Raw genomic sequence first — 20,522 nt, forward strand, 5'->3', positions numbered from 1 at the left:
AAACCATTTGCATGTTTGGTCTAAAGAAGAAAACTGCAGTGTTCGCTCCCTGCGCCGGCAAAGTTTGTGAACTCGATATTGCCCCAGACCCTGCTTTCGCAGAGGCACTCATCGGGCCGGGTTTCGTCCTCGCTCCGGAAAATGAAGTGACGAATGTGTGCGCCCCGGTGGACGGCGAGCTGGTGACTGTTTTTCCCACCCGGCACGCCTTCGCGATGCGCACCGACGATGGTCTCGAGGTATTGGTCCACATCGGGATCGATACTGTCCGCCTCGGCGGGGCAGGATTTGAGGTCCTCCAGGAACAAGGCGCACGTTTGAAGCAGGGAACCCCAGTAATTCGCGCTGCCATTCAGTGCATCAGCACGGCAGGCCTGTCACCGCTGATCCCGGTGGTGATGACGAATAAGAAGAAGATTGACTCCGTCACCGTCAAGTGCCGGGAATCTGCGACGAGCGAGGATGTCGCTTGCCACGTGGCGTTGCGCTAGAGGCGTCGATAAGCCCGCTCGAGCAGTGCTTCGAGTGGGCCCCAGCCTCGCCTAGTGGCGGCGAGGGCGCACAGGGCGAGGGCAGCCAGTCCGATGAGTGGGTTGGTCCAGGACACAGCGTTAGCGAGAATGCCTGAGAAACTCGAGGTGGCGGGCAAATGGACGGCATCGCTGAGCGGCGAGTACATCGTCCAGCCAAAGGAGACAGAGCGCTCTTCTCCGAAGAAACGCGCAGTCAGCATGGTGACCACGTAGATCGAAACGGCATGCATGCCTATCGACGCCAACGGCCGCCATGCTGGCAGCATCCTGATCGCGCTCATGATGAGCAGTCCGATTCCCAGCAACATTGCCGAGGCTGTGACTACCGATGTGTCCAATTGCTCGTTGCTCATGAAAGAGATACCGGTATCGCTGAGCTGCCACCAGCCAAGTGGCAGGAAGACGACGCCGAGCACCCACCCCAGCGCAGGAGGGGATTTGAACATCACTATTCCGAGCACAGTGGCCAGAATCAGTAGAAACGGATCTGAATGCGAAATGTGGAACTGGGTAACCAGCACGTGGCCAAGAATAGTGAGTAGGGCGGTAGTGCCGAGCGCCCACCACGATTGGCCCACAAGCAGAGCTGCGACAATGAGGGCGATGCCCGCATGCTGAGCGAGGTCTTCAAATGTGTAAATCGTGTTTCCGGTGAGCCAAGCGAAGGCGATGAGGCCGCAACCTGCTAGTACCAAGCGGAAGCGATCTACCTTTGTCTGGGGAGCGAATTCAGCGACCGCGTACCCGATTCCGACGGACAACGCCCCAACTGCGGAATTCCACACGAAGAACTCTCCCAGCCCGGGGAGGCTAAAAAATCGCCACACCACGAGCAAAAGTGTGCCGACACCGATTGTCATCAAACCCTTCATAGGGATTGATCTTAGCCGGTCATGTGGGAGCAAGATTAGCGGTGAGTTGCCAGATTGACAAAGGGCTTCTCTGCTGGTCCCCAGGACTTGTGGCAGGCCACCAGAAAACACACAACTACTGCTGAAATCGCCAACACCACGCTCGGAGCCGCAGTCGCGGAGGTGAACATGTCGAGGAAGCTGGAGCTATAGCGGGCAGATCTGTCAGGAATCAGCACGTCCCGGAGCGTGCCGCCAGTATCAAAGGCGCTTTTCGCGCGTGCCGCGAGCATGGTGACAAAGTAAACGCTGACGCAGTGCTGTCCGATGCGCGCGAGTGGCCGCCAGGATGGTACCAAAATCAGCATCCCGATCACGATAAGCCCTGCGGCATGCATGAGTGCGAAAGTGATGGAGAAAGACTCGAAGAAGTCAAAGGCCTCCACAAACTGCGACGGCAGCTGGGAGATTCGCCAACTCCCAATCGCGAGGAGGAACGTTCCTAGGGCGAGAGCGCTTCCGGCAGCGATGTTGCGTGGCAGCTGCCCTAGGACCAGGCCCGCAAATGCTAGGAGTAGCCAGGTCCACGGTGCATCCCCAAACGCGCCTGCCGCAAAGTAGCCGAAGGTAAGAAACGCCAGCACAATGCCTGCGGCGGCGTAGTACCACCACCGTCTGCCCACCAATAATGCGCTGAGGATGATGCATAGCCCGGCGTTCAGGGCGAGGTACTCTTTGTTTACTGAAGCCCAACCCAGTATCGCTAAGGTGGCACCAGCCCACACCAGCACCCACCGAGTTCTGTTGTTGAAAGCCGGCGCTTCCGCAATGGCGTAGCCGATTCCAACGGCGATGCTTCCGATGCTCACGCTCCAAAGCAGCGCGTCCGCCCACAACGGGAGACTAAGGAAACGCCACAACGGCAGCAGGAGCGTACCGATGCCAATAGCCACTAAGCCTTTCATTAGGCCAGGTTACCTAAGATTTATAGGCGTGGTAGAACTGCTTGGACTCGATGGCATCCACCACGAATTTTGCGTCGTGCCAGCAACCGTAGATGAAACTGGATGCGCGTCGAGACTGCCAGGGCAGACCGACGAAGTAGACACCGTGCGCCGTACCGATTCCACGGTGGTGGCGCGGGTTGCCGTTTTCATCGACGGCGCCCTCAACTTGGAGCCAGTCATAGTTGCGTGAGAACCCGGTAGCCCAAATGATGGTGGAGATGCCAGCCTCTGCAAGCTGCAGAGAGCGGATCGGCTCCGTCAAACAGGTCGGATCTTCAGCGATGAGATGCGCTTCTGGTTCTGCGGGGAGGTCAATATTATTGGTCGCCACGTATTCGTCCGCCTCACGCAGCAACTCGAGGTAGCGGGCATCGCCGTCATGGATATTTTTGGCGAGGTCATCACCGAACTGCATCACGCCGTCAGCAAAGGATTCTGCGCGTCCCACCAGCTGCATGCCGCGGTTGCAGAGCTCACGGAAGTCCACAGTCAAGCCGCCCTTGGCGCCAGACATGGCCATGGCGACGGGCTTATCGTCGAGCGCATAGAGCGCATCGTCCCAGCGGTGCAGGGCTCCCATCCACCAAATGATGTCGCGGTCACGGTAACGCCGCGGAGGTCGATCATGTGGCCCAACGGCAAGATAGACTTCTCGGCCCGCATCCAACAATTCCTCGGCGATTTGGACGCCGGAAGAACCAGAGCCCACCACCAACACGCCACCAGCGGGAAGATCGCGTGGGTTGCGGTACTCCTCGGAATGGATCTGATTGATACCCGAATCGGCGGGCACCACCTGCGGCATGGTTGCCACTTGGAAAGCGCCAGTCGCCGCAATGACATAGGTAGATTCGAAGTCGCCGGCGGTGGTGCGGGTGAGGAAGCCACGGCCGTCGTTAAGCCGCGTGACACTCAGTACCTTCGTGCCTTCGCGGAAATCGCCGCCGTGGGTGTCGGCGTAGGAGGCAAAGTAGTCGGCCACCTGGTCTTTGGGGACGAAGCTGTCCTGGTGGGCAGCGTGACCTTTGCTCGGGAAGCGATCATGCCACGCCGGACCGTTAGTTACGAGGGAATCCCAACGACCGGTGCGCCAGCGCTCGGCCAAGCGATCCTTTTCCAAGACCACGTGACTCATACCTTTGGTGGTGAGGTGCTCGCTGGCGGCGATTCCTGATTGGCCGCCGCCGACCACAACAACGTCTACCTTTTCAACTGACATCTGGCTCCTTCTAATAGTGCTTAGAGGTGTGCTTAAAGCTGCGCCGCTTTTCAGCATGCGGCAGCGCGCCGGAACGCGCAGTGCAGAATCGCCTAATTTACCGCACAGTTGCAAAGATTGTGTAGTTGACTACGCATGCCAGTTATAAGCTCGCCGTTATTTTTCTGTTCAAAACAGCATGTGATGCTCGGTGTGAAAAGTCCACCTCAGTGCGCATTTCTGCGCGATGTTTTCCCGCGTGGATACACATCAAAATGTTGAACATCGGTGGCGAATTTATGCAGTTTGTTATGTCTAACTGTGCTGCCGCACCGCCGCTTCCACCATGGCCCAGAACTTATCAAAGTCCAGTTGCACCGCCGCCTGGGTGTGGCAGTCCGCAGGTGCGGGAGCGCGGAAGTCCGCCACGGTCATGCCCGTGGTCAGCGCTCCGGAAAGCTCAACGTCAATAGGCACCTTCACAGTGCTAAACACCGTCGGGTCAATAACATAAGCCACCGCGCACGGGTCATGGACTGGCGGGTTATCAAAGCCCTGTGCGTCCTGGTAGTTCTTACGGAACGCTGCAAACAGTGCGACCACAAAATTGGCGACATCGGAGCCGATATCCGCAATCTGCTTCTCGACGGCAGGAGTTGCCAACGCCTGGTGGGTGAGGTCAAGACCGACCATGGTGAGCGGCCAAGCCTCATTGAAAACGATGTGTGCAGCTTCCGGATCGATCTTGATGTTGAACTCGGCAACTGGCGACCAATTGCCGGTGTGGTAGCCGCCGCCCATCAATACCACTTCTTTCACCCGCTCCACAATGCGTGGCTCCTTGCGGGCTGCCAGGGCGATATTGCTCAGTGGGCCAGTAGGAACGAGAGTGATGGTGCCCGGCTCGTGGGCCATGATCGTGTCAATAATGAAGTCCACGGCGTGCTGGTCCTGCACTGAAACCGTCGGCTCGGGGAGTGGGTAGTTGTGGATTTCCATGCCGGTGTCGCCGTGAATATCTGCTGCGACCTCAACATCACGCACCAGTGGGCGGGTGCAGCCAGCGTAGATCGGGGCGGTGATCCCGGCGATGGTCGCCACCACTCTCGCGTTGTATGTCACCTTCTCCAGGGTCTGGTTGCCGCCGATGGTGGTGATACCGAGGAGGTCGATGTCCGGGTGTGCCGCTGCGAGCAGCATTGCCACGGCATCATCATGGCCTGGGTCGCAATCTAGAATGATTTTTTTCATGTTATGAGCGTCCTTCCGCGAGCTCAGCAGCCTTCTTGGCGGCCAGGGTATCTGAAATGGTCTCTGGTTTCGGGATGAAGAGGGAGGTTGCGAACGCGCAGGCGAGGATTATCGCGCCAGCTAAAATGCCGGCATGGTAACCGCCGCCCTCGTCTGCGAAGGCAGTAGCCACCGCGAAGAGAATAGCGAAGGAGATACCGGCGCCCAGGTTGAAAGCGCCCGCATTCATGCCTGGTAGGTAACCCTGGTTGTTTGCGGGGGAGAGCACGATGCCAAGACCGTTGAGCATGATGTTGGCGATGCCTGCGTAGGTGATGCCCACAAAGATAGAGATGATCAGCAGGGAAACCTTGCCGATGTTGTCGCTGAGCACTGCAGCGCCGATTAGGCCGAAGAGCGTGCCGAGGAGGCCGATCTGCAACACCGTCTTGTAACCGAGCTTGGCGGCTGCGGATCCGGCGATTGGGCCGAAAACCAGGCCAGCTAGGGCGTATGGGGTGAGAGTCCACCAGGAGACAACGTCGGCAGACATTCCGGCGCCGTTGACGGCGTCCTGCGCCAGATTGGGGATCAAACCATTCATGACTGCGAAGACGCCAGTCATGGTCAGCAGCGTGGTGAGCAAAAGCGCCCAGGTGCGTCGCTGCCCCAGGTACTCAACAGTGACCAGGGGATGCGCCACGCGCTTTTCCACGTTCCAGAACACCACGACGCCGATGATGCCGATGAGCGCTAGGGCAGCCACGAGCCACCAACGGGCGTCGGCAAGCTTGCCGGCCTCGTTGAAAGCAATGAGGAGGGCGCCGATCGCCACGGCCAGCGGGGCTACACCTGCCCAGTCCATTGGCGCGGTTTCCTCGGCGGTGGACTCTGCAGTGAAGAGCTGCACTACCAGCACCGAAAGCGCGCAAATGCCGGCCATGACCCAGAAGATGGAACGGAAGCCAAAGCTGCCAGCTAACCAACCTCCGAGCAGCGCGTCCACTCCGCCGATGCCACCGTTGACCGACGTGAGGATGCCGAGCAGTAGCGCGTATTGCTTTTCATTCGCCACCTGTTGCCGCAGCATAATCAGGCACAGTGGCACAGTCGGTCCAGCAACGCCTTGGATCACGCGGCCGACAAATAGCATCTCCACGTTTGGGGCGAGGGCGGAAACCACACAGCCTGCGGCGGTGAGGGCCATCATGCCGACGAGCACTTTGCGACGCCCGATGAGGTCGCCCCAGCGCGGCAGGAACAAGGAGAAAAGCGCAGCTGCGGTAAAGAACGCTGTTTGGCTCAAGCCGATTTGAGCGGCGGTGGTGCCCAGTTCCTTCTCCATCGTCGCCAGGGCCGGGGACAGCATGGACGCGTTGAGTTGGAAAGCAAAAACCGCGGCCAGTAGTGCCAGCATGAGCGGCACGGTGCGGGCTGCGGAAATCTTTGGGACTGCATAGTCCGGACTCATGAGATCTCCTAGTGGATCGATTCAGTATCTCTCAAGCATATGTCCGTTCACCTGGAGTTCTTAGGGGTTTTCTGGTGGGATGTGTTGCATTTGTTCTGGGGAGTGGCGTTGCCGAGCTAGGTGGCGGCCGCCGATGGCCATTCCCAGCAGCCAGCTCAGCCCGCACACGCCGATCCCACACCCGAACCACCAGGCTGACAATTCAGCCGTGGCACGCCGGTTTCCCGCCGAACATGACGCTCGAAATCCGCGGGATTCGCAACTTAAAACTGCAGTAAGTGCGTAATTTTCACGGTGTGCGGGTGCCACGACCGGCGGATAGCCCAAATATTCAATTGATTATTTGAAAATGAAGGCACATGCCGGTAAGAACTAAAGGAACATTGTTCTTTCGAAAGTAGGCACCATGCGCCGTGCGCTTCCCGTACTCACCCTGTTGGCACTGACTGGGTTGGGGGTGAGTGCGTGTGGCGACCCGGGGGCGACCTCAGCGGCCGTCGATAAGCAACACCCCACCCGCCTGGTGCTTGCCGACGGCGAATCCGACGTCAACTACCACCCGGCCACCGGATACGGACAGGCCGGCGTCAGCCCCGTCTACGACGGGCTATTGCGCCTCGCGCCAACCCAGCCGGGAAGAATTCCAGACTTCAAACCGGCGCTCGCACAAGACCTGCCACAAGCAAACGCGGATGCCTCGCAGTGGACAGTAAAGCTGAAGGAGGGCATCAAGTTCTCAGACGGCACCGACTTTGACGCCAATGATGTCAAGGCCAGTTATGACGTAGCTAAGGATCCCGAAACCGGCTCTGAGGTCGCTGCGGTCTACAACGTGATCAAGGACGTGCAAGCTCCAGACTCACACACCGTGGTGTTCACGCTGCAATACCCGCTTTCCCAGTTCAACTCATACCTGACGTATGCCATCGCTCCCTCGGAGCGAGTGGCGCAGGGGAAGGTCACCGAAAATGAGCTGAACCAGCAGCCAGTGGGCACAGGTGCCTATGAGCTAGTGGAAAAGCGCGGTGATGAAACCATCTTCAAGGCCAATGAAAGCTATTGGGATGGGGCAGCACCGGTGAAGGAGCTGGTGATCACAACCGCTGCGGACGATACTTCTCGTGCACAGCGCGTGGCAGCGCAGGAATTCGATGGTGCGGTGATTCCTTCCGCACTGGCGAAATCCGTTGCCGGCAACAAGAACGTGCGAGTCGATGCGGCGAAAGGCGCGGACTGGCGCGCAGTTTCCCTACCGGGAACACCTGAACTTCAGGATCCGAAGGTTCGTCAAGCCTTGAACCTCGCGGTAGACCGGCAAGCCGTCGTGGATGGCCCACTAGCTGGCTACGGCACCCCGCTGGGGACGCTGATCTCCGATATCTACGGTGATGCCCATGACCCAAGCGCAGTATTTAACCTTGACACTGCGAAGGCGGAACGCCTGCTCGATGAGGCGGGCTGGGCCAAGGGCACAAACGGAATACGGCACAAGGACGGCAAGCCGTTCCACGTCGTGTTGTACTACCACGGTAGTGACACTGGGCGCCGTGATGTCGCCATTGAATTCGCCGGGCAGATGAAGAAGCTAGGAATCGAGTTCGAGCCAAAGGCTGGAACCTGGGACGAGATTACCCCGAAAATGAATGAGGCAGCAGTGCTCCTCGGTGGCGGTGACACCCCTTACGATGTTGATATGATGGCCTACTCCAACATGCACACACGCACCGAAGCCACCAGCGAATACGCTAACCCCGGCAACTATGGTTCCCCGGAGCTCGATGACGTGTTGCAACAGGCGCGCACCGAAATCGACACCACGAAGCGTAATGAGTTGTGGCGCAAGGCCCAGCAGCTGTGGCTGGAGAACCCTTCCGTGCTGATGCTCGCACATGTTGACCACGTGTACGTCTCCCAGGTTAACGAGTGGCACAAGCCGGACCTGCTGCTGGAACCCCACATCCACGGTGCTACCTGGGGGCCGTGGTGGCGTGTCGCTGAGTGGACTAGCTAGGTGCCTCGGCTGAGTAACCGAGACAACCTGCATGGGGTGGGCCGGTTGGTGGCCGTGCGCCTGTTCAACACCGCTGTGACCACAGTGGTGGTCACCCTGGTGATATTCGCCCTCGCCGCTGTCTCACCCTTCGACCCCTTGGCGCACTACTTGGGCGCTCGCTACGGGCGCTACACCGAATCAGAACGTGAGGTCATCGCAACTACGCTCGGCTTTGATAAGCCCTGGTGGCAGCAGTGGCTGAGCTGGTGGGGAAATGTCTTGCAGGGGGACTTCGGCTGGTCTCGCGTCTACAACAAGTCGGTGGCCGAGGTATTCCAGGAGCGTCTCCCGTGGACGTTGTTGCTCTCCGGAGTCGGTTTGCTGTTGACGCTGCTCATCGCACTTGTGTTGGGATTTTGGTCTGGCCGTAAACCGCATGGGTTGGTCGGGCGTCTGATCACCAGTTTCGGAGTGTTCCTTGCCGCCACGCCTTCATACGTCTACGCGCTGGGAACGATCCTCATCTTTGGTGTCTTCTTCCATATGATCCCGCTAGGTGGCGCAGCCCCTGTGGGACATCCACCCGCGTTGGGCACGGTTAGTCCCTACCTCGTTGCTCCCGCTGTAGTGCTTGCCATTTCGCAGCTATCCTGGCCGTTGCTTTCCATGCATCAGGCGACGGTGGAAGCGCTGGAATCCCCGGCAGTGCTGGGGGCCCGGATGCGGGGCGTTCCGGAAAGAAAGATCCTGCATCACCACGTGCTCCCGCTCTCGTTGATGCCATTGCTCACCTTGATTGGTGCGCGCCTCGGTGAACTGGTGGTGGGCGCTGTGATTGTGGAAAGCGTGTTTGCCTGGCCAGGGCTGGCCCAAGCCACCGTGGAATCAGCGATTGCCGTGGATTTCCCGCTGTTGGCATTTACTACTGCTGCCACCACTGTGGTGGTCATGCTTGGTTCGCTAGCCAGCGACCTGTGCTACTTGGTCCTCGATCCCCGGGTGAGTGATGTTTAACTTTTTGAAAGCCCATCCAGCTGGCGTCGGAGTGCTGTTAGCGCTCATCTCTTACGCCTTAGTAGTGCCCGCGCTTTTCGACGCCGGCAACCCCTCCTTCGCAACTTCTCTCCAGCCGCCGAGTGTGCGTCATATCTTCGGCACGGATCACTTCGGCCTCGATGTCTTCGTCCGCACCGCCCAGAGTTTGCGAGTTTCGCTTGCGGTCGGTCTGATTTCTGCACTGGGGGCTACGTTCCTGGGGGCTGTGGTGGGTTTGCTGGCGGCATCGATTGGCGGCTGGGTAGATGGCGTGATCATGCGAATTAATGATGCGGTGAATTCGCTGCCGCAGCTGGTGCTGTCCGTGGTGGTAGTGGCCGTGTTTAAGGGCTCGTTGACTGCGTTGATTTTGGCGATCGCCTGTACCCACTGGTCGTCGGTTGCCAGGGTGGTGCGCTCTTCAGTGTTGGCTGCCCGTACTTCGGACTATGTGGATGCTGCTTATTCGGCTGGTGCGGGAACACGGTGGGTCACCCGGAAGCACCTCGCTCCGGCAGCCCTAGGGCAGTCTGCGGTGGCCGTGATCATGCTCATGCCGCATGCGGTGTGGCATGAGTCCACGCTGTCCTTCCTCGGTTTGGGCATTCCCGCTGATGGTGCGTCCCTTGGTACCTTGCTTGACCTTGCTCGCGCTGATGTGATCCGCGGTGCATGGTGGACGTTGCTGTTCCCGGCCTTGGCGTTGTTGGCAACTACGCTGTCTGCGATGTCGCTCACCCAACGCCGCAAGCCAGCGCCGCTAGGTGTTGTGACCTCAGAACAAGCGGTAGCTGATGGCGGCACTGGTGTGCAGCAGCTTTCGATCAACGTTGGGGATACGGAGATTTTGCGTTCGGTCAGCTTGGAGTTGCGCCCCGGCGCAGTGCATGGATTGGTGGGGGAGTCAGGTTCCGGCAAATCCACGCTGGGCAAGGTGCTTCTCGGAATTGCGCCTACGGGGGCGACCGTCAGTGGCGCCGTCCTCGTCGGCGGGGAGGGGCTCGTGATCGGATCCGATGACTTTGCCGCGGTGCGCGGCGGAGTGCTGGGGTTTGTGCCGCAAGCTGCCGCGCAGTCTTTCAGCCCAATCCGCCGAGTGGGGGCACAGGTGCAGGAAGTGATTGATAGTCACGGTGGCTCCCACACACTGGATGAGCTGTTCAGCCTCGTCAGCCTTCCGGCTGAGGCTGCGCTGTGCTTTCCACACCAGCTTTCTGGCGGTATGGCGCAGCGGGTCGCGATCGCGGCAGCACTTGCCGGTGATCCGCAGTTCCTTGTTGCCGACGAACCGACTAGTTCGCTTGACCCGGAGCTCACAGCGGCGCTGCTGCAGGTTTTAAGGCGCGTGGCCGATTCCGGCGTTGGTGTGCTGCTGATTAGCCATGATCTGGAAGATTTGCGGGAAACCCAGGTATGCGACCAGATTTCAGTCATGCACCGGGGCACGATCGTGGAAAGCGGTACGGAGATTTTCACTCAGCCGCAGCACGAGTACACTCGCGCGCTCCTTGCGGCCCTGCCGAGCGGGGGATTGCGTCATGACTAAGGGACTTACGGCAATTGACATTGCTGTGGCATATGCAGACTTTTCCGATGTCTCTCTTTTGATTCCCCCGGGCCAGCTTGTTGGTCTGGCCGGTCCTTCCGGCTCCGGAAAAACGACTATCGCGCGGGTACTCGCGGGGAAGATGAAGCCCACCAGCGGGCGCGTGCTTATCGACGGCCACCCTGTGTCAACCACACGCCGCCGGCGCACTACCGCCATAGCGACGATCAATCAGTCACCGCGTGCGGCCTGCAATCCGCGCTGGACTCTGGGCGAGATCATTGCCGAACCACTACTGGTACAAAATCTTCCCTTGGATGTGACAGCCTTTGCTGCGGCTGCGCAGCTTGGCGAGGATCTCTTGGAGCGCACACCGGACCAGGTCAGCGATGGGCAGCTGCAGCGAGCCTGCATCGCCCGCGCCATGGCCCAAGGAGCAAGGTATGTGATCTGCGACGAGCCAACCTCGGCTCTCGACCCACTTGCCACTGCGGCCGTAGTTAAGCTTTTGCGCGCACAAACTGCAGCAGGTGTGGGAGTGCTGTTTATTTCACATGACCAGCGGCTCTTAACTGCATGCGCAGACCAGGTGCTGCGGATGGAGGATCTGGTGATCGGCTCTGCTGGGAAGTCTTTCCCGTGAACCTGCGGATTTTGGGGGTTTTCTTGGGTTTCTGAGTGGTTAGACGGGGAAGATTTCGCTGACCCGCACCACTATTCAGGGTGGATCTGGTGACTTGATCTGCTGGGAAGTCTTCCCCGTGAGCCCGTGGAATTTGGGGATTTTTCTTGGGTTTCTGCGTGGTTAGGCGGGGAAGATTTCGCTGACCGGCAACCCTATTCAGGGAGAATCTGCCCGCCGTCTACGACAATCCCATGACCGTTGATAAAACCTGCGCCATCAGAGGCGAGGAAAGCGACGGCATGCCCGATGTCTTCTGGGCTTCCTAGTTTGCCACTAGGGACGGCAGCGGCCATTTGCTTGAGATAGTCCTCGGACAGTCCTTCCAATCCGCCGGTCAGGATATTGCCTGGTAGCACTGCGTTCACGGTGATTCCATAGGGGGCAAGCTCTACTGCTGCGGTGCGAACGTACCCCATTTGGGCTGCTTTGGTTGCGCCGTAGTGTGCCCACCCGGGATAGCCGGTTATGTTTCCTGTGATCGAGCTTGTGGCGATGATGCGACCAGCCCGCGATTCCTTCAATACAGGAAGCGCCGCTTTAACGCAATTGGCTAATCCGCCAACATTGATGCGGGTGATGTAGGCGAGTGCATCCGCATCGATGGTGTCCAGGGTTGCTTGTGGAAACACGCCGGCGTTGGCGGCCAGGATGTCCAGGCCCCCGAATGCGTCGATTGTTGCTGCCACGGCAGCTTCGCAGGAATCGTAGGAGGTGACATCGCAGGCGATGGGGAGGAATGCGGGATCAAGGTTGGTCAGGTGTTCGTCATCAAGCGCTGCGATAGCGACTTTAGCGCCAGCGGCGGCGAGGCAGCGGGCGATGCCGAGGCCAATACCGGATGAACCACCGGTGACGAGTGCGATGCGACCAGTGAGGTCAAATGCTTGGGACATGAGAGGCTCCTTGAGCTGGGAAAACCGTTCACTATCGAGCTTAACCCAAAACATCACTAGACTAAGCGGTCTATGTTGGGTAGGGTGGAGGCTATTGATCAAGAAGCTCAGCCGCTACGGCCCCGCCCGGCTGACTGGCAACCGCGTTAGCGAACACGGTGCCCGCGAGGGAGATCTGCTCGAGGTCCACTCCGTGATCCGAGAATCCGCTAGTAATGCAAAGGGGAATCCCATGTCTGATCTCATCGGTCCTTTCAATCTCGAATCCCAGGTACGTCCGTGCCGATATGCACCCGGCCACAAAATAGCTCCCGACGCTGCCCGTTTGAGCCTTTCCAAGTCTCGTGCCACGGATTGTCTTGTTCCGGTGCGGCTCCTAGAACAGCGCGGCAACAGCTATCAAATCTGTGTGGCTGGCGCCGGCCCGGAGTGGGTGTGGTCGCATAATGAACGGCACATCCGAACAGTTTTTCAGCGCTACCGTGCCGGTGGAGTGGCTTATTATGATGCGGAACTCAATCTGATTGTGGTCACTGGTGGTACAAGGGAATCGCTGCTCAATCCACTCTTCTCTCCGCGTGGGTGCAACCATCTACCCGACATGCTTTCCAGTGGAGACTGCATCACAAGCTGGCCGGCTCCTATTCTGGATGCCCCGGGAGTTTGTCAGGATCGCTAGGTTTTCGAACATGTAGCCGTACAGTGGGGGACGATGTCCGGTGGCGTTCCTACGCTGAAATCATGACCACCACGCATCTACGTTTGGTTGCATCGCAGCCGGCGAGCAACGATCCTCTCCATGTGATTCGTGAGGAACTTGCGGAATGTAGTCTGCCTGCAGATTGGGCACCGTTTATAGCCAAACTGCTCTGGTCCGATCCGGTACTGAAATCCCTACTTCGCCTTGCACGCCTGAGCAAAGCAAAGGACTTCAAGGGCGCCATTGTTCTGGGCGGCAATGGTGAGAGCTTGAATCAGCGCAGCGTGCGCTACCTTGCGGAGCGCAAGGTGCTTGCTGCATCGGGTCCGAACAAGGGCTGGGGGATCGGGCCGAGACTGCCTGCTGATGACATTCAAACTACTGTTGCAGCTACCGGGGTCGTTCTTATAGCGGATGCATTGGGGATGCTTGCTCAAGCCGGCGCCGTGCTGTTGCCCACCACTGCCTGCTGGGATATCGCTGTGGAGGACTCGCTTCGGGCACGAGCGCGGATCGCGGTGTGGCTCTACCAGTTTTATCGGGAAGAAGGCTACTTATCGCTGATGCAACGCAAGCTGAGACTCAGACTGCAGTGATGCCGTAGTGCCGCTTCGTTGTAATCGCGGTAATCTATCTTCGTGCTAAAACCGCTGAAAGTAGTGCATTTTGTGGACAATTACGGCCCTGGGTCTAATGGGCTGATGGTTGCAGTCCAGCAATTGGAAGGAAATCTGCTGGACGCGGGCCATGAGGTTGTTGTCGTCGCCCCGCGTGCCAAGGGGCCGAATCCGCATGCCCATCGTGCGGGGAGAACTGAGCTGCGGGTGCCTTCGATCCGGGTGCCACACATGCCTACTCGGGTGGCCAACGGGCGCAGGTTTAAAAAGACCATCAAGCAGGTCGCTGCCTTGGAACCGGATGTCCTCCATGTACATGGGCTCGGCCCCGTCGGGGTGCTCGGTGTGTGGACTGCACTGCGGTTGGGCAAGCCGCTCTTGCTCACTTGGCACACCGATTTTGAGGCGTATTCGGAGCATTATTCTGCCGTGGTTCCGCTGCTGCGAGGCGTGGTTGCCATGTTCGCCCGGATGAATCACGGTGAGGTGTATGACCGCAAAGCCATCCGGGCAGCAGAGGCGGACTTTGCAGCCTGCAACACGGCGTCCCTGATGGGACTGATGCGGGCAATGCTGACCAATGCTGACCTCGTCACTACGCCTTCGCCTAAGACTCTGACGCGTGCCAAGCAATTGGCGCCGGATGCTCCGATGCTGTGCGTGCCCAATGGCGTCGATAAGCTGCCGAGTGGCCCCGCACCGATGGCGCGCGGCGACGGACCTCTCCTCATGTACGCCGGGCGCGTGGCGCCGGAAAAGGGCATTGACCTGCTTATCGACGCCTTTGAATTGGTGCGCGAGGTCCATCCGGACGCGCAGCTGATGGTCGTCGGCGATTGGCAGCGGTATAGAAAGATCCGCAAGAAACTCGAGAAAGCTCGGGAACGCGGGAACGTGCTGCTGCCTGGGGAGCAGCGGCGCGAGGACTTGGGAGCCTTTTATGAAATGGCAGACATCTTCGCCTTTCCCTCAACGACCGACACCCAGGCATTGGTGTTGCATGAAGCGGCGCTGGCGGGGCTACCGATCGTTACCGCCGACCCGGAGTTGACCTTGGTCGTGGATTCCGGGGTCAATGGGCAGCTCGCCAGCCCGTCCCGTACAGCCTTCGCCGCTGGCCTCCTGCGCGTTATCGATGCCATGCGTGACGCAGAGTGGCGGGAGCGGGCCGCCGAGCGCTCGGTGGAGCTGGCTAGCCAATGGACGTCCGAATCGCAAGCTAAGGAAATGCTCCGACTGTATGAGGAACTCAGCACCACCCCACCTCAGCGATCGCGCGCTACCTGAGCTCCCGAAACGGAGGAGACTAGGTAGCCGGTAAGCCAAGAAACCGCGAGCACTCCCACAACGAGGAAAGCCAAAGGCAGCAAGGAGTCTTGGAGCATTTGCCAGGAGATTTCGTGCCAGGTTATGGCAAACATGAGCATCCCGGAGACAGTCGCGCCGATGACCCCCGCCAGCGTGATCACAAGGCCCTGCGCCGCGCTATAGCGCCGGATCACGCAGTGTTCCGCCCCGAGTGCGCGCAGGGTAGCGCGTTCTTGGGCCGATTCCATGCCAGACAGGAGTACCAGTAACAGGGTGATCGCAAAGACCAGCAGGAACGCCAGTCCGGACAGTGCCAGCACCACGAATGGATCAATTGGTGAGCCGGAACTGGTGAGCTGCAGTGGTTGGTAATCAAAGAGTAGCTCGCGCAACAGCGACTGATGTCCTCCGTCGAATTGGGTATTCGCGTAGATGGTCTCCAACCCGTGGCTGCGCGCAGTTTCCGGAGTGATTAATGCGTAGGGGGCGGTGTTATCACTATTATCCAGCGGGATTGCGGGAAACTCCGCAACTACTTCTTCATCGTATTTGATTCGCACCGAGCCGGTGGCTGCGAGATCTGGGCGGGAAACTATCGCCTTGCCCTCGGAAAGCTGCTTTTTGAGGTCCTCGACCTGCGCCGTGGTGAGGGTTCCGGGCAATTGCAAAGCGATGGCGTCGATAACGTTGGGCGTAGCAACAATCAAGTCGTGGTAATAGCTGCTGTGCACCACGGTGTTGATCGGACCAGTTTCCAGCTGGAAGCTGGATTCCGGGTCAAAACGAGGATCGTCTACGCTCAGCGGCTTTATGTAGTTGTGCAGCTCGTAGAAATCAGTGCGCAGCGGTGCCTGCAGATCCTGCTGAATTTCCTGGAGATGATTCTCTATCGGCGCTGGACCAGTGATCATGCCTCCGTGAATCCTGGCAACCGCGCTCGGCTGTGCCAGCTCTGTCGCGGTGGTTGAGCCAAGGACTCCCATTCCAGTGAGCAACAAGCAACCGATGATTGCGCCGATTGCAGGAACAGTACGCATGTAGCTGCGGACGGCATCTCGGGCTGCTAGTCGCAGCGGCATAGTCAGCCGGGTGGTGCGTGCGACGAGGAGCAGCATGAGCGGTCCGCTGAGGATGGCGGTGGCCACGCAACCGACGATTCCGAAGAAGAAGCCATCTCCGTCGTGTCGCGTGAGCAGCACGAAGCCTAGGAAGAAGGCGGGGGCTAGGAAGTGCCACCACCGCAGCGAACGCATACGTACCGAAGCGCCTTCGCTCAGCGCCTGTACTGGATCCATTCTGATTGCCAGGAGCGCCGGGACGAGGGCAGAGCACAGCCCACACAGCATTGCTGCAACAACGAGCAACAGCAGCAAATCCCAATAGAAGAGGATACCGAATTCGCCGCCACTGAATATGCGCGATGCTAGTCCGACGAGAAAAGTTGCTGCCAGTCCGAGGGCCGCACCCAGGCCACCGATGAGAGATCCTTGGATCAACATAATGCCGAACAACTGCTGGTTGGTTGCGCCGTTGGCCGATAGCATAGCGTTGATCCTAAGATTGCGGCGAGCCGCCACAGCGAATACCGGGCCAGTGACCGCAGCCAGAAAGATCACTGCCAATGCTGCCATCGCAATAGCGGCGGCAACCTCTGAAGCGGAAATTGATTCCTGGAATACCTCATCAAGGAGGGTCACGCCTCGTGGTGGTTGTTCGGACAAAGGCTTGGAGGAAGCCACGTAGACGTCCGGGGCATGAGAGGCGATAGCCAGCTCCGTGTCGGAACCCCAGCGGAGGTACCACTCATCTGGAAGCGATGCAGACTTGATCTCCGCTGGCGCGGGCAGCCCAGGGATATCCGCAACGTTTAAGGCGGGATTGGACACGTAAAAACTCGCTTTTGTGATCTCCTGGACGGTGAATTCACGTGGTGCACTGTCCTCTGGAACGGAAATCTGGACTGTGTCGCCGACATTTTTGCCTAGTGTCTGTGCCGTATTTTCGTCGAGTAAAATATGCCCCGGCTGGATCGGAGGGGTGGCTCCCAGTTCGTTGAATACGAGGTTCGTTCTAGTAAGTAACTGTTCGCTGCCGAATTCAATGCTGACTGGTACATCGTAGATCGGATAAAAGATGCCCCGCTGGCCGGTAGCTTCTTCAACGCGCTGCAGATCGGGAACCTCGTTGCGTGTCAGGTCAGAAAGGCACGCAGTATCTGAAGGATCCTCGCACGCTGTGGTGGCTACCGACGCGCTATACGTTGGTCCCTGCAGTGGGCGGCTGGAGATGTCGAAGACACCGAAGCTGGTGATGAACGCGATGGCAAAAACCGGGATTGAGAACAATATGATGGCAAGGATCGAGCGCTTCCAGTTCAAGTAAATGTCGCGCCAAGCGAGTTTGAGAATCATTGTGCACCGCCTTGCACACGGCCGTCGCGTAGGTAGATAGTGCGGTCCGCGTAGGCGGCAAGCCTGGGCTCGTGGGTGACCAAAATGCCGGCAGCGCCCGCCCGGACTCGGCTCACCAGCAGCTCCAACACCGATTCGGATGTCGCGGAGTCCAAAGCGCCGGTCGGTTCGTCGGCCAACAAGAGCCCACGCTCACCTACGACGGCGCGGGCGATCGCGACCCGCTGTCGCTGCCCGCCGGAAACCTCAGAAGGGTATCGATCCGCCAGTTCGGTGAGTTCTAGCTCCGCCAAGCTGGCAAGGGCGTGTTCACGGGTCTCCCGCGCTTTCATCCCATCCAGCTCTAACGGCAAGCCGATGTTTTCGGCGCAGGTCAGGGTGGGGATCAGGTTGAAGTCCTGGAAGATGAAGCCGATATGGCGGCGTCGGATTTCGGCGCGGGTTTTCGCGGAGACCTGGGAGGCATCGCGGCCGTCGATAAGCACGCGTCCGCTCGTTGGGGTATCCAGGGTGCCAGCGACGTTGAGGAGGGTTGATTTCCCGGAACCCGAAGGTCCCATGATGGCGACTAGCTCGCCGGGGTGCACCAACAAATCGACGCCGTCGAGCGCGGTGACCTCATTGGGGCCGTCTTGATGAACTTTGGAGACGTGTTCGAGGATCAATGCGGGGGAGGTCATGGCGTTGTTTCCTTCATGGTTTCGATGTGGTCGAGCCAGCGGTTTTCTGCTTCCAAGTTGAATATTTGTCGCTCAAGGATGAGCCGCTCTACGCTGAGCGCGCCGGGGTTACGCGGAGTAGCGCGGAGGGTGCGGACGGCAGCATGCATGTGAGTCATTACAGCTTCACGTTGTTGCTGAATGAGCATGGTGACGTCGTGCGATTTGGTGGTGTGGGCGATCGCAATTTTGATGATTAGTTCATCGCGTTCGCCGGGCGCGGGGAGCACCGGGGAACGCAGCCAAGATAAAAGCTCGGCGCGGCCCGATTCGGTGATCCGAAAGGACTCGGCGCTGCGACCGGTTTCGCCTTGCGTGACTCCCTGGCTTTCGATCAGGCCATCGCGGAGCAGTCGCTGCAGCGTCTGCGAGACTTGGCCCTGGTTGAGAGGCCAAGCGTTGCCGGTGGCAGTGTCGAAGTTGCGGCGCAGCTCGCTTGCCGACGCCGGTTGCTGGGCTAAAAAGCCGAGCAGTGAATGTGAAATGGGCACCGACCCTCCAAAGGTTACTGGGTAACTGACAGCCCTAAGGTTACCCAGTAACCGTCCTTAATGGAAGGGCCTTTCGGAATTTTCTTGTCGATGTTGTCTCTAGGGTTTGCGTGGCCCGGGTGGCCTACAGGTCGGGAAGTTGTGCGACATGGCGGCATGCGTTCGCTACGGCGCTGCCGAACTTGCGGTCACTTCTGTCCTTCTGGCTTAAAAGTAGCCTGTGCTGTCTATTTCTCGGGCGTTGTTCATCAAGTGTCGTAGCATGCAATTTTATGAGTTGAAAGGGGAAAGTCCACACTGTATAGACAGATATGTCTTGAAAGGGTGGACAGTTGTGTGTGGAATGGTCTATGTTTATTGAACTACTTAGTTTGTACTCGGGAAGGGAAGCTCCACATGATCGTGACTGGATTACTCCTCGGCATTGCGCTGGGCGCCGTTATGCAACGAGGTCGGTTCTGTGTCACGGGCATGCTCCGTGACATCTTCACCCTCAATTCGTGGCGGGGCATCGTCGCACTGCTGGTAGTCATCTCAGTGCATGCCGTCGGCATCGCAGGATTGACCGCCGCCGGCGTCATCACTCCGAAGGTCGATGATTTCGCTCCCGCAGCGGTAATCGTGGGTAGCGTGCTCTTCGGCGTCGGCATCGTGCTCGCCGGGGGCTGCGCCTCAGGTACCTGGTACCGCTCAGGCGAAGGCCTCGTTGGTTCCTGGCTGGCGCTCACCGCTTATGGACTTTCCGCGGCTGCAATGAAACGCGGTGTACTACAACCCCTCAATGATTTCCTTGGTGATCGCACGGTGAACCTGCGGACACTGCCAGAAACCTTCGGAATTTCGCCGTGGTGGTTCGCGTTGGGGCTCTCGGCATTCACCATTTACGCAGTGAACTACTTCCTGCAGCGTGATGCGCTGCGCGGGCCGGTAGCCAAGCTGGACGAGCCACTATGGCGTCGCCCGCTGCACCTTTACACAGCCGGCGCCCTCGTGGGCATCTTAGGTGTCATCGCATGGCCACTATCTGCAGCTTCGGGTCGCAACTCTGGGCTGGGCATCACCACGCCTTCGGCAGATGTCTTTTCCTATCTTGTTACCGCTAACACCAAGTACCTCAACTGGGGAACGCTCCTCGTGTTGGGCATCCTCGTCGGATCCTTCATCGCGGCAAAGGCCAGCGGCGAGTTTCGCGTCCGGCTCCCTGATGCGACCCAGGCGGTTCGATCTGTCGCTGGCGGCACGCTCATGGGTGTGGGCGCCGCATGGGCCGGTGGATGCACCGTGGGTAACGGTATGGTGCAAACCAGCCTGTTTAGCTATCAGGGCTGGGTTGCACTCGCATTCACGGCAGTCGGTGTGGGCATTGCCGCCAAGATCTGGCTGAAGCCAACCCAGGACACCGCGATCGTTTCGACTAGTGTAGTCGCAGCTAGTGGCGTCGATAAGCAGCAGGCGCCGTATGCGCAGCAGTCTGAGTCGCAACCGAGCTTCGCCGTAGCACCGATCGCTCTCAAGGTGCGCACCGAGCAACAGCAGGGGCTGCGTCAGATCGCAGAGCGCACCTACGCTTTAGATACTTTAGGGGCGGTATGCCCGTTCCCGCTGGTTGATGCCCGTGCAGCGATGGAAAATCTTGCAAAAGGTGATAGCTTGGTCATCGATTTCGACTGCACCCAAGCTACCGAAACGATTCCGCAGTGGGCTGCCACTGAAGGCTATACAGTCAGCGATTTTCGCAGGCAGGGCGATGCCGGCTGGCAGATCACGGTGCAGAAATAGCCCGGTCGGCGATGGCTGCGCCCATGAAGCGCATCGCCGTCTTCGGGCTCTCTGC

Annotated in this window: 18 protein-coding genes and 1 riboswitch; of the genes, 9 read left to right on the forward strand and 9 right to left on the reverse strand. The window is 59.0% G+C overall.

Annotation, left to right across the window (positions count from 1 at the left end):
* Positions 1-11: 11 nt before the first annotated feature.
* Positions 12-491 (forward strand): PTS sugar transporter subunit IIA, encoded by a 480-nt coding sequence (locus WG936_RS12295; protein ID WP_445227823.1) that lies wholly within the window; start codon positions 12-14, stop codon positions 489-491.
* Here WG936_RS12295 and WG936_RS11060 read toward each other — a convergent pair.
* The 5 genes from WG936_RS11060 to uriT all read right to left on the reverse strand — a co-directional run bounded on the left by WG936_RS11060 (position 488) and on the right by uriT (position 6,290).
* A complete protein-coding gene (locus WG936_RS11060) occupies positions 488-1,405 on the reverse strand; it encodes a hypothetical protein (protein ID WP_339565282.1) in 918 nt (305 codons plus the stop codon). The two genes, WG936_RS12295 and WG936_RS11060, sit on opposite strands and share 4 nt — an antisense overlap.
* A 35-nt stretch (positions 1,406-1,440) precedes the next feature.
* Positions 1,441-2,349 (reverse strand): hypothetical protein, encoded by a 909-nt coding sequence (locus WG936_RS11065; protein ID WP_339572940.1) that lies wholly within the window; start codon positions 2,347-2,349, stop codon positions 1,441-1,443.
* Positions 2,350-2,362: 13 nt separating this feature from the next.
* Positions 2,363-3,610: a flavin-containing monooxygenase gene (locus WG936_RS11070; RefSeq protein ID WP_339572941.1), complete on the reverse strand. Its 1,248-nt coding sequence runs from the start codon at positions 3,608-3,610 to the stop codon at positions 2,363-2,365.
* Between the two features lie 294 nt (positions 3,611-3,904).
* On the reverse strand, positions 3,905-4,840 hold the full coding sequence (gene uriH, locus WG936_RS11075) for a uridine-preferring nucleoside hydrolase UriH (RefSeq protein WP_339565279.1): 936 nt from the start codon (positions 4,838-4,840) through the stop codon (positions 3,905-3,907).
* 1 nt (position 4,841) lies between these two features.
* Positions 4,842-6,290, reverse strand: a complete 1,449-nt coding sequence (gene uriT / locus WG936_RS11080) for a uridine transporter UriT (RefSeq protein ID WP_339572942.1) — start codon at positions 6,288-6,290, stop codon at positions 4,842-4,844.
* 406 nt (positions 6,291-6,696) lie between these two features.
* Here uriT and WG936_RS11085 point away from each other — a divergent pair, with 406 nt between their 5' ends.
* The 4 genes from WG936_RS11085 to WG936_RS11100 are packed head-to-tail and all read left to right on the forward strand — an operon-like array spanning position 6,697 to position 11,507.
* Positions 6,697-8,301, forward strand: coding sequence for an ABC transporter substrate-binding protein (locus WG936_RS11085; protein WP_339572943.1), 1,605 nt, complete (start codon positions 6,697-6,699; stop codon positions 8,299-8,301).
* Between the two features lie 9 nt (positions 8,302-8,310).
* Complete coding sequence (locus WG936_RS11090) at positions 8,311-9,297, forward strand: ABC transporter permease (protein ID WP_445227827.1); 987 nt, start codon at positions 8,311-8,313, stop codon at positions 9,295-9,297.
* A complete protein-coding gene (locus WG936_RS11095) occupies positions 9,290-10,864 on the forward strand; it encodes a dipeptide/oligopeptide/nickel ABC transporter permease/ATP-binding protein (RefSeq protein ID WP_339565276.1) in 1,575 nt (524 codons plus the stop codon). Before WG936_RS11090 ends, WG936_RS11095 begins: the two co-directional genes overlap by 8 nt.
* Entirely contained in the window at positions 10,857-11,507 is a 651-nt protein-coding gene (locus WG936_RS11100; RefSeq protein WP_339565275.1) for an ABC transporter ATP-binding protein, read from the forward strand. The genes WG936_RS11095 and WG936_RS11100 overlap by 8 nt, the downstream gene beginning before the upstream one ends.
* Before the next feature lie 194 nt (positions 11,508-11,701).
* Here WG936_RS11100 and WG936_RS11105 read toward each other — a convergent pair whose 3' ends face one another.
* A complete protein-coding gene (locus WG936_RS11105) occupies positions 11,702-12,442 on the reverse strand; it encodes an SDR family oxidoreductase (RefSeq protein ID WP_339572944.1) in 741 nt (246 codons plus the stop codon).
* 96 nt (positions 12,443-12,538) lie between these two features.
* A riboswitch (SAM riboswitch) is annotated at positions 12,539-12,649 on the forward strand.
* A 25-nt stretch (positions 12,650-12,674) separates the two neighbouring features.
* Between WG936_RS11105 and WG936_RS11110 the strand changes: the two genes are divergently transcribed.
* From WG936_RS11110 to WG936_RS11120, 3 genes are all read left to right on the forward strand, one after another.
* Complete coding sequence (locus WG936_RS11110; protein WP_339565273.1) at positions 12,675-13,121, forward strand: hypothetical protein; 447 nt, start codon at positions 12,675-12,677, stop codon at positions 13,119-13,121.
* A gap of 62 nt (positions 13,122-13,183) precedes the next feature.
* A complete protein-coding gene (locus WG936_RS11115) occupies positions 13,184-13,738 on the forward strand; it encodes a hypothetical protein (protein WP_339565272.1) in 555 nt (184 codons plus the stop codon).
* Between the two features lie 42 nt (positions 13,739-13,780).
* Positions 13,781-15,046, forward strand: coding sequence for a glycosyltransferase (locus tag WG936_RS11120; protein ID WP_339565271.1), 1,266 nt, complete (start codon positions 13,781-13,783; stop codon positions 15,044-15,046).
* On the opposite strand, the gene WG936_RS11125 is transcribed toward WG936_RS11120, so the two are convergent.
* From WG936_RS11125 to WG936_RS11135, 3 genes are read right to left on the reverse strand one after another with little or no spacing between them, the layout of a single operon-like run.
* Positions 15,025-17,478 (reverse strand): FtsX-like permease family protein, encoded by a 2,454-nt coding sequence (locus WG936_RS11125; RefSeq protein WP_339572945.1) that lies wholly within the window; start codon positions 17,476-17,478, stop codon positions 15,025-15,027. The two genes, WG936_RS11120 and WG936_RS11125, sit on opposite strands and share 22 nt — an antisense overlap.
* Positions 17,475-18,158 carry an ABC transporter ATP-binding protein gene (locus WG936_RS11130; RefSeq protein ID WP_339572946.1) on the reverse strand — a complete coding sequence of 228 codons (684 nt, stop codon included), beginning with the start codon at positions 18,156-18,158 and terminating at the stop codon, positions 17,475-17,477. The genes WG936_RS11125 and WG936_RS11130 overlap by 4 nt, the downstream gene beginning before the upstream one ends.
* Complete coding sequence (locus tag WG936_RS11135; RefSeq protein ID WP_339565268.1) at positions 18,155-18,688, reverse strand: PadR family transcriptional regulator; 534 nt, start codon at positions 18,686-18,688, stop codon at positions 18,155-18,157. The genes WG936_RS11130 and WG936_RS11135 overlap by 4 nt, the downstream gene beginning before the upstream one ends.
* A 396-nt stretch (positions 18,689-19,084) precedes the next feature.
* On the opposite strand from WG936_RS11135, the gene WG936_RS11140 reads away from it, so the two are divergent.
* Entirely contained in the window at positions 19,085-20,467 is a 1,383-nt protein-coding gene (locus WG936_RS11140) for a YeeE/YedE thiosulfate transporter family protein (protein WP_339572947.1), read from the forward strand.
* Positions 20,468-20,522: the final 55 nt, after the last annotated feature.

Source organism: Corynebacterium sp. H127 (genome assembly GCF_037482665.1).
GTDB lineage: Bacteria > Actinomycetota > Actinomycetes > Mycobacteriales > Mycobacteriaceae > Corynebacterium.

Coding starts and splice junctions, on each gene's coding strand:
- WG936_RS12295 (WP_445227823.1), top strand. CDS start 12: ATGTTTGGTCTAAAGAAGAAAACTGCAGTGTTCGCTCCCTGCGCCGGC.
- WG936_RS11060 (WP_339565282.1), bottom strand. CDS start 1,405: ATGAAGGGTTTGATGACAATCGGTGTCGGCACACTTTTGCTCGTGGTG.
- WG936_RS11065 (WP_339572940.1), bottom strand. CDS start 2,349: ATGAAAGGCTTAGTGGCTATTGGCATCGGTACGCTCCTGCTGCCGTTG.
- WG936_RS11070 (WP_339572941.1), bottom strand. CDS start 3,610: ATGTCAGTTGAAAAGGTAGACGTTGTTGTGGTCGGCGGCGGCCAATCA.
- uriH (WP_339565279.1), bottom strand. CDS start 4,840: ATGAAAAAAATCATTCTAGATTGCGACCCAGGCCATGATGATGCCGTG.
- uriT (WP_339572942.1), bottom strand. CDS start 6,290: ATGAGTCCGGACTATGCAGTCCCAAAGATTTCCGCAGCCCGCACCGTG.
- WG936_RS11085 (WP_339572943.1), top strand. CDS start 6,697: ATGCGCCGTGCGCTTCCCGTACTCACCCTGTTGGCACTGACTGGGTTG.
- WG936_RS11095 (WP_339565276.1), top strand. CDS start 9,290: ATGTTTAACTTTTTGAAAGCCCATCCAGCTGGCGTCGGAGTGCTGTTA.
- WG936_RS11100 (WP_339565275.1), top strand. CDS start 10,857: ATGACTAAGGGACTTACGGCAATTGACATTGCTGTGGCATATGCAGAC.
- WG936_RS11105 (WP_339572944.1), bottom strand. CDS start 12,442: ATGTCCCAAGCATTTGACCTCACTGGTCGCATCGCACTCGTCACCGGT.
- WG936_RS11110 (WP_339565273.1), top strand. CDS start 12,675: ATGTCTGATCTCATCGGTCCTTTCAATCTCGAATCCCAGGTACGTCCG.
- WG936_RS11115 (WP_339565272.1), top strand. CDS start 13,184: ATGACCACCACGCATCTACGTTTGGTTGCATCGCAGCCGGCGAGCAAC.
- WG936_RS11125 (WP_339572945.1), bottom strand. CDS start 17,478: ATGATTCTCAAACTCGCTTGGCGCGACATTTACTTGAACTGGAAGCGC.
- WG936_RS11130 (WP_339572946.1), bottom strand. CDS start 18,158: ATGACCTCCCCCGCATTGATCCTCGAACACGTCTCCAAAGTTCATCAA.
- WG936_RS11140 (WP_339572947.1), top strand. CDS start 19,085: ATGATCGTGACTGGATTACTCCTCGGCATTGCGCTGGGCGCCGTTATG.